Here is an 8,268-nt window from a genome sequence, read left to right as displayed (position 1 = left end):
AAAACGCAACACCCACTACAACGAGGAAACAGCCAAGCCTCAAGCTCAAGGCAAGGACGTCATGCGCCCCGGGTTGACGGGAAGCTCCCTACGGATTCGTTAGGGCCCACACGTGCCAACTACCGGAGCCTGCTTGTGATGGTGGCGCTCGTAGGCCGCCAATACTGCTGCCGCGAACTCCGAGCCCCCATGATTATGACCGAGCAATAGTGGCTCTAACCAGGAGCTGACGAGGGAGAGGTGTTCAGGCCATGCCGTGAGCAGCTCGCGAACAGAGATCCTTGCCGCATGCGTGTGATAGCCGACACCAGACCACACCCAGAAGGGCCGCTGCAGGTCATCGGGCACCAGGTCGAGGCCGATGAACTCACCAGAATGTGTGGGTTCCTTTGCCAATTGGTACGCGATCTCGCCCATGGGCCCTAACACCAAGTAGACCCCAAAAGTGGGGTGATAACGGATTGTGGGTCGGCGCCGGGTGTGGCGTCAATCAGACAAATCCTACAGGTATTCAAGGACTTGGATGATTGTAGTCGACTTGCCTCAAGCCGATGCTTCCTGGATATCAGGCGAATTGGAGGCGGTATGGCAAGGACGCTCGAAAATGGGGTGCTAATCGGGAGTGAAAGGCTGCAGGGACGGGCGGAGGCGATTGCGCCGGGTGGGCGATCCACTGGCTTGGCGCTTGCTCGTGACCCGCTTCCCGGGTCGCCGCGGCTGCTGGACCGGTTGCGTGCGCGCTGCCGGGTGCTGCATTACAGCGTCCGCACGGAGCGGGCGTACGTGGACTGGGCGCGGCGCTTCATCCTGGCCAATGGCAAGCGCCATCCCAGGGACATGGGCCAAAAGGAGGTGGAGGCCTTCCTGACGCAGCTGGCGGTGAAGGGACGGGTGGCGGCCAGCACGCAGAACCAGGCGCTTTCCGCCTTGCTGTTCCTGTATCGGCAGGTGCTGGGGATCGAACTGGAGTGGATGGAGTCGGTGGTGCGGGCGAATCGGCCGGCGCGCTTGCCGGTGGTGTTGTCGCGCGAGGAGGTGGGACGCCTGCTTGCGCTCCTTGACGGCCAGTGCTGGCTGGTGGCCGCGCTGATGTACGGCACGGGCATGCGGCTGATGGAATGCCATCGGCTGCGGGTGAAGGACGTGGACTTCGACTGCAACGAGATATGCGTGCGCGACGGAAAGGGTGGCAAGGACCGTCGCGTGCCACTGCCGCAGCGCTTGAAGTTGGACCTGCAGCGGCAACGCGACAAAGTGAAGGTGTTGCATGGGCAGGACCGCCTGGCAGGTGTCGCCGGCGTCCACCTGCCGCACGCGCTGGAGCGGAAGTATCCGAATGCCGGGTTCACCCTGGGCTGGCAATACCTGTTCCCGGCGGCGCGACTGTCCCGCGATCCCCGCACGAACCTCAGGCGCCGGCATCATGTCGACGAGTCGGTGCTGCAACGCGCGTTCCGTGCCGCGCGCGACCGGGCGGGCATCGCGAAGCCGGCCAGCTGCCACACCCTGCGGCACTCGTTCGCGACCCACCTGCTGGACGCCGGACAGGACATCCGCACGGTGCAGGAACTGATGGGACACAAGGACGTGGCCACGACCCAGGTCTACGCCCATGTGCTGGGCCGCGGCGCGGGCGGCGTGCTCAGTCCGTTGGACCGCGGCGGCGTGGCCGAGGGGCCGGCACCCTGTGTGGCTGGTGCCCAAGCGCCACCATCCCTGGCGTCACCCGCGGTCGATGCCCTGGCTTGAGGTGCACCCGAACGCCATGGGGACGCGCAAGCGCTCCGGTGGGCGGCGCGCTCAGCCTCAGCCGCCCTTGCCCAGCATCAGCAGCAGGCCCTTGGCCGCGGCGAGGCGCGAGAGCGCATCGGGCAACTCGAGCTTCAGTTTCAGCTTGTCTGGCCCGTCCATCTGGTAGTGCCTGGGCTGGCCCTGGATCAGCTTGATGATGGCCATCGGGTCGACGTCGGGCTTTTCGACGAACTGCACGCGGCCGCCGTTCTCGCCCAGGTCGAGCTTGCGGATGCCCAGCCGGGTGGCGTCCAGTTTGAGTTCGGCGATGGCGAACAGGTGCTTGGCGGCATCGGGCAGCAGGCCGAAGCGGTCGATCATCTCCACCTGGAGTTCCCGCAGCGCGTCGGCGTCGCGGGCGCCGCTGATGCGCTTGTACAGGGTCAGGCGGGTATGGACGTCGGGCAGGTAGTCGTCCGGGATCAGGGCCGGGATGTGCAGCTCGATCTCGGCGCCGCGCGACTCGGTGCCGTCCACGTCCGGGAGCTTGCCCTGGCGGATGGAGTGCACGGCACGTTCGAGCAGTTCCGTGTAGAGGCTGAAGCCGACTTCGGCCATCTGCCCGCTCTGGTCCTCGCCCAGGAGCTCGCCCGCGCCCCGGATCTCGAGGTCGTGGGTGGCCAGGGTGAAGCCGGCGCCGAGTTCGTCCATCGAGGCGATCGCCTCCAGGCGCTTCTGTGCGTCGGCGGTGATCGAGCGCTGGTCGGGGATCACCAGGTAGGCGTAGGCGCGGTGGTGCGATCGACCGACGCGGCCGCGCAATTGGTGGAGCTGGGCGAGGCCGAACTTGTCGGCGCGGTTCATGATGATCGTGTTCGCGTTCGGGATGTCGATGCCGGACTCGATGATGGTCGTGCACAGCAGCACGTTGAAGCGCTGCTTGTGGAAGTCGAGCATGACCTTCTCGAGTTCGCGCTCGGGCATCTGGCCATGGGCGATGCCGATGCGCGCGTCCGGGACGAGCGCCTGCAGCTCGCGCTGCATGCGGCCGATGCTCTCGACGTCGTTGTGCAGGAAGTAGACCTGGCCGCCGCGCGCGAGTTCGCGCTGGAAGGCTTCGCGAAGCTGGGCATCGTCCCAGGGCACGACGAAGGTCTGCACGGCCAGGCGGTGCTCGGGCGGGGTGGCGATGATGCTCAGGTCGCGCAGGCCCGCCATGGCCATGTTGAGCGTGCGCGGAATCGGCGTCGCGGTGAGGGTGAGCAGGTGCACGTTGGCGCGCAGGGCCTTGAGCGCCTCCTTCTGGCGAACGCCGAAACGCTGTTCCTCGTCGACGATGACCAGGCCCAGGTCCTTGAAGCGTACGTCCTTCTGCAGCAGCCGGTGGGTGCCGACAATCACGTCGATCTGACCGTCGGCGAGCTTGTCCAGCTCGGCCTTGATTTCCTTGGTGGTCTTGAATCGCGACAGGACTTCCACGCGCAGCGGCCAGTCGGCGAAGCGGTCGCGGAAGTTGCGGTAATGCTGTTCGGCGAGCAGGGTGGTCGGCACCAGCAGGGCCACCTGGCGACCCGCGCTGGCGGCGACGAAGGCCGCGCGCACCGCCACTTCGGTCTTGCCGAAGCCGACGTCGCCGCAGACCACGCGGTCCATCGGCTGGCTGGAGCCCAGGTCGCGGATGACCGCTTCGATCGCGGCGTGCTGGTCGGGCGTTTCTTCGAAAGGGAAGGCCGCGGCGAAGGGTTCGTACATCGCGCGGTCGACGTCGATCGCGAGGCCGGCGCGGGCCTGGCGCTTGGCCTGGATCTCGAGCAGTTCGGCGGCGACGTCGCGGACCTTCTCGGCGGCCTTCTTCTTCGCCTTCGTCCACTGCTCGCCGCCAAGCGAGTGCAGCGGCGCGGTCTCGACGGAGGCGCCGGAGTAGCGGTTGATCAGGTGCAGCTGGCCGACCGGCACGTAGAGGCGGTCGCCCTTGGCGTACTCGATCTCCAGGTATTCACCGGGCTCGCCGCCGGCCTCGAGCAGCACCAGGCCGCGATAGCGGCCGACGCCGTGGTCTTCGTGGACGATCGGCGCGCCTTCGGTGAGCTCGCCCAGGTCGCGGATGATCGCGTCGGGCTCGCGCCCCGCGCGCCGGCGCCGGCGCGGCTGGCTGGCGCGCTCGGGGAACAGCTGGCGCTCGGTGAGGACGGCGAGCTGCGGCGTGTCGAGCGCAAAGCCATCGTCCAGCGGGGCGACGGCGATGGCGAAACGCATGTCGCCGGCGAGGAAGGCCGGCCAGTCGGCCACCACGTCGGGCTTCAGGCGGGCGGCATCGAGGACTTCCAGCAGCGCCTCGCGCCGGCCCGGCGAGTCGGCGGCCACCAGCACGCGACCCGGGTAGCTGGACAGGAACGACACCAGCGCCTCGCCGGGCGCGTGGTCGCGCGCGACCACCGGCAGCGGCGGCGCGGGCTGGTCGCCCAGCGCCACCGCGCGCTCGCGCTGCGGATGCGTCTCGCCGCAGATCTCGATGCGACGGCCGCCGGTCTGCGGCGCGGTGTTGAGCTGTTCGCGCAGGGCGTCGGGCGACAGGTACAGCTCGGCCGGCGGCAGCACCGGCCGCTCGATGTCGTGGCGCCGTTGTTCGTGGCGCTCCGTGGTCTGCTTCCAGAAAGCGTCGGCGGCCTCGATGACGCCTTCGCCCAGCAACGGCAGCGTGTCGTCGCCGAAGTAGTCCAGCAGGGTCGCGGTCTGGTCGAAGAACAGCGGCAGGTAGTACTCCACGCCCGAGGGCGCGAGGCCGGCCTTGAGGTCCTGGTAGAGCGCGCTGCGCCGCGTGTCGAGGTCGAAGCGTTCGCGCATGGTGTCGAGCACGCGCTTGAGCGACGCCTCGTCGAGCGGCATCTCGCGGCCGGGGAGCAGGTGCACGCCGTCGATCTTCTCCAGCGAGCGCTGGGTTTCCGGGTCGAAGCCGCGGATGGTGTCGATCTCGTCATCCAGCAGTTCCACGCGGAAGGGCTGCTCTGCGCCCATCGGGAACACGTCCAGCAGGCCACCGCGAACCGCGAAATCGCCCGGGTCCAGGACCTGTGGAACATGGCGGTAACCGGCCGACTCCAGGCGTCGTTTTTCCGCGTCCAGGTCCAGGCGCTGGCCCAGGGCGACGTCGAAGCTCCCGCCGACGATGTGACGCTTCGGTGCCAGGCGCTGCATGAGGGTCTGTACCGGGACCACGACGATGCCGCGGCGCAGGCCGGGCAGGCGGTGCAGGGCCGACAGGCGCTGGCTGACGATGTCCGGATGCGGGCTGAAGACGTCGTAGGGCAGCGTCTCCCAGTCGGGGAAGGGCAGCACCGGCAGCGCGCCGCCCGGCGTCGAGTCGGCGCCGATCAGGGTGCGCAGGTCCGCTTCCAACTGGTGGGCGCCGTGGTTGTCGCGCGCCACGGCGAGCACGGGACCGTCATGGGCCCGCGCCGCCTGCGCGACATGCCAGGCCAGCGCGGACGCAGACGCAGGGGCGCGCCACCAGGCACGTTGCTGGCCGGGGCGGGGCAGGGGCGGGGACGGTACGGCGGTGGGACGGTCGTCGGAGCGGGGCATCGGCAGGGCGGGGGATGGAAACGGCGACGGCGCGGGGCAGCAGGCTGCCCCGCGCGCATGACGGATCGCGCAGTTTACCGCGCCGGTCGCGGCAACCGGGCGGTGCGGCCGTACCGGTTCAAGCGCCGATCAGGGCCCTGCCTGGCGGCCCGGTGATGGGGGCATGCGGTCCCGGTCGCGGGCGAGTCGGTCAGCGCCCCTCAGGAAGCGGCTTGCAGCGGCGTCGGGCTGAGGTCGAGGATGACCCGCACCAGGCCTGGCGCGTCCTGCTGCTGGTGGCGCACGAAGCCCAGCGACTCGGCCAGTTGCAACATCGGCAGGTTGTGCTCGAGCACGTCGCCATAGACGTGCCGGACGTGCTTGCCTCGGGCCCATTTGACGATGCGCGTCATCAGGTAGCGCCCCAGTCCCATGCCGGCGATGTAATGGCTCACCAGGATCGCGAACTCGGCATTGTGCGCGTCCGGGTCGAGCACGATCCGGGCGACCGCGCCCACCAGGGCCTCGCCGGGCGGCAGCGGTTCGGCGGCCACCAGGGCGAACTCGGTCTTGGGGTTGATCCGGGTGAAGCGCTCGGCAGCGTCCGGCGAGAGTTCCTTCATCGTGTGCAGGAAACGCTGGCGGACTTCTTCGGGCTGCAGCAGGCCGAAGGCGGCGCGGATGGGGCCCGCGTCCTCGGGGCGGATCGGGCGTATGAGCACCTCGCGCCCGTTGGGGAGGCGCTGGAGCTCATGCCATGGCGGCAGGCGGTCACGCGTAGCCATGGCGGGATCTTGGCACATGAGGGGTGGACGACATCTTCATCTGGCGATCACCTTCTCGATGGCGGGGAGCCGGACGCTCACCCTTGTTGCGGGACAACGCGCCGGGCCCGAAAAAGCGGACGCCGCGCCGCTGCCGGGGCCATGGAAACGCCCCCGGCGATGCTAGACTCGCGCAGCCTCAATGCATGGAATGTGATCATGGCCGGTGGTGGTGACTCGACCCGCGCGATCTTCTTCGCCCTGGGCGCCAATTTCGCGATCGCGGTCGCCAAGGGCGTAGCGGCGTTCTTCACCGGTTCCGGCGCGATGCTCGCCGAGACCGTCCACTCCCTGGCCGATTGCGGCAACCAGGGCCTGCTCCTGCTGGGCATGAAACAGGCGCGCAGGCCGGCCTCGCCGGAGTATCCGCTGGGCTACGGCAAGGCGATCTACTTCTGGTCGTTCCTGGTGGCGGTGATGCTGTTCACCGTCGGCGGCATGTTCTCGCTCTACGAGGGCATCCACAAGCTGCAGCACCCCGAAGAGCTCAGGCAGTGGTGGTGGGCCGTGGGCGTCCTGATCTTCGGCATCATCGTCGAGGGCATTTCGATGCGCGCCTGCATGCAGGAGGTCAACAAGTCACGCGCCGGCCGCGGCCTCTGGCAATGGTTCCGCGAAAGCCGGCAGAGCGAGCTGGTGGTGATCTTCGGCGAAGACCTCGCGGCGCTGCTTGGCCTGATGTTCGCGCTGGTCGCGGTGGTGCTGGCGGTGGTGACCGGCAACCCCATCTGGGACGCGATCGGCACCATCGGCATCGGCGTGCTGCTGATCGTGATCGCGGTGCTGGTGGCGGTGGAGGTCAAGGCGATGCTGATCGGCCAGAGCGTCGATCCCGAGCGCCAGCGCCAGATCCGCGCCCACCTGGAGTCGCGCCCCGAGGTCGAGCGGCTGATCAGCCTGATCACGCTGCAACTGGGCAACGACATGCTGGTGTCGGTGCAGGCGCAGATGCGCGGCGCCACCGACGCGCGCAGCCTGGTCGATCAGATCAACACGGTCGAACGCGGCATGAAGGACGCGTTCCCCGACATCCGCTGGAGCTTCTTCGAACCCGACGTCAAGGCCGGGATCTGATCCCGGCCCCGGGCGGTCCGCTCAGGCGGCGGATTTCAGCCAGTCCAGCCGCCACGAGGCCCCGGCTTCGCCCAGCGCCTCGGCCAGTGGCTTGAGCGCGGTGCGCAGCGTGGCGTCGAGGTGCCACGGCGGGTTGAGCACGAGCAGGCCGCTGCCGTTCATGCGCAGCGGCGAGTCGTCGGGGTGCACCATCAGTTCGGCGACCAGCGAGGCCTTCGCCGGCAGGGTCGCGGCCCGGCGGAAGAAGGGCTGCAGGGCGCGCCGGCGCTTGATCGGATACCAGAGCATGTAGATGCCCTGCGGCCAACGCTCGAGCGACTGCCGGAGAGCGGCGAGGGCATGGTCGAACTCCTCCAGCTGCGCTTCGTAGGGGGGATCGATCAGGACCAGGCCCCGGGCAAAGCGCATCTCGCCGATTCGCGGCGGGAGCAGGGCCTTGAGCGCGGCATAGCCGTCGCGCGCGTGCACCGCGACGCGGCGATCGCCGGCGAAGACCGTCTTCAGCGCATGGGCTTCCTCCGCCTGCAGCTCGCAGGCGGCGATCCGGTCGTGTTCGCGCAGGGCATGGGCGAGCAGCCAGGGCGAGCCGGGGTAGGTGTCCGCGCCGTGCGCCATGCGGCAGGCCTGTACCGCCTGCAAGTAGCGTTCGACCGGTGCGACCTGGCGCGCGCTCGCGATGAGGCGGCCGATGCCGCCGTCGGCCTCGGCCGTCCGCCGCGCCGCCTCCGCATCGAGGCGATACAGGCCGCGCCCGGCGTGCGTGTCGATGGCGAACACCGGGGTCGGCTTGGCGCACAACGCATCGCAGACCGCGAGCAGGGCGACGTGCTTGATGACATCGGCGTGGTTGCCGGCGTGAAAGGCGTGGCGGTAGTTCATCGGCAGGTCCGTCGGCAGGACGTCCATCCTACGGGCTCCGGCCGCGCAAGTGTCGATGCGCGGGCGAACGGGGTGCATGGCTGATGGGGCGGCGGATATGCTGGCCCCAATCCCCAATCCCCAATCCCCAATCCCCAATCCCCAATCCCCAATCCCCAATCCCCAATCCCCAATCCCCAATCCCCAATCCCCAATCCCC

Annotated in this window: 6 protein-coding genes; 2 read left to right on the top strand and 4 right to left on the bottom strand. The window is 68.8% G+C overall.

Features of this window, described 5'->3' with window-relative positions; all coding sequences use genetic code 11:
* Positions 1-99: 99 nt before the first annotated feature.
* On the bottom strand, positions 100-417 hold the full coding sequence (locus tag FKV25_RS02165) for a hypothetical protein (protein WP_141517153.1): 318 nt from the start codon (positions 415-417) through the stop codon (positions 100-102).
* Between the two features lie 168 nt (positions 418-585).
* Between FKV25_RS02165 and FKV25_RS02160 the strand changes: the two genes are divergently transcribed.
* A complete protein-coding gene (locus FKV25_RS02160; protein ID WP_141517152.1) occupies positions 586-1,749 on the top strand; it encodes an integron integrase in 1,164 nt (387 codons plus the stop codon).
* 57 nt (positions 1,750-1,806) lie between these two features.
* Here FKV25_RS02160 and mfd read toward each other — a convergent pair whose 3' ends face one another.
* Positions 1,807-5,313 (bottom strand): transcription-repair coupling factor, encoded by a 3,507-nt coding sequence (gene mfd, locus FKV25_RS02155; RefSeq protein ID WP_141517151.1) that lies wholly within the window; start codon positions 5,311-5,313, stop codon positions 1,807-1,809.
* Positions 5,314-5,513: 200 nt separating this feature from the next.
* Positions 5,514-6,077 (bottom strand): GNAT family N-acetyltransferase, encoded by a 564-nt coding sequence (locus FKV25_RS02150; RefSeq protein WP_141517150.1) that lies wholly within the window; start codon positions 6,075-6,077, stop codon positions 5,514-5,516.
* 198 nt (positions 6,078-6,275) lie between these two features.
* On the opposite strand from FKV25_RS02150, the gene FKV25_RS02145 reads away from it, so the two are divergent.
* A complete protein-coding gene (locus FKV25_RS02145) occupies positions 6,276-7,190 on the top strand; it encodes a cation diffusion facilitator family transporter (protein WP_141517155.1) in 915 nt (304 codons plus the stop codon).
* 21 nt (positions 7,191-7,211) lie between these two features.
* Here the strand turns inward: FKV25_RS02145 and FKV25_RS02140 are convergent, their stop codons facing one another.
* Positions 7,212-8,069 (bottom strand): 23S rRNA (adenine(2030)-N(6))-methyltransferase RlmJ, encoded by an 858-nt coding sequence (locus FKV25_RS02140; protein WP_141517154.1) that lies wholly within the window; start codon positions 8,067-8,069, stop codon positions 7,212-7,214.
* Positions 8,070-8,268: the final 199 nt, after the last annotated feature.

Source organism: Marilutibacter aestuarii (assembly GCF_006546775.1).
In the GTDB taxonomy this organism is placed as follows: Bacteria; Pseudomonadota; Gammaproteobacteria; order Xanthomonadales; family Xanthomonadaceae; genus Marilutibacter; species Marilutibacter aestuarii.
The sequence above is the reverse complement of the archived record's forward strand: the minus strand, read 5'-3'. Positions and strand labels throughout refer to the sequence as shown.

Bases quoted from the DNA above. Each gene is read 5' to 3' on its own strand.
- FKV25_RS02165 (WP_141517153.1), bottom strand. From the start codon at position 417: ATGGGCGAGATCGCGTACCAATTGGCAAAGGAACCCACACATTCTGGT.
- FKV25_RS02160 (WP_141517152.1), top strand. From the start codon at position 586: ATGGCAAGGACGCTCGAAAATGGGGTGCTAATCGGGAGTGAAAGGCTG.
- mfd (WP_141517151.1), bottom strand. From the start codon at position 5,313: ATGCCCCGCTCCGACGACCGTCCCACCGCCGTACCGTCCCCGCCCCTG.
- FKV25_RS02150 (WP_141517150.1), bottom strand. From the start codon at position 6,077: ATGGCTACGCGTGACCGCCTGCCGCCATGGCATGAGCTCCAGCGCCTC.
- FKV25_RS02145 (WP_141517155.1), top strand. From the start codon at position 6,276: ATGGCCGGTGGTGGTGACTCGACCCGCGCGATCTTCTTCGCCCTGGGC.
- FKV25_RS02140 (WP_141517154.1), bottom strand. From the start codon at position 8,069: ATGAACTACCGCCACGCCTTTCACGCCGGCAACCACGCCGATGTCATC.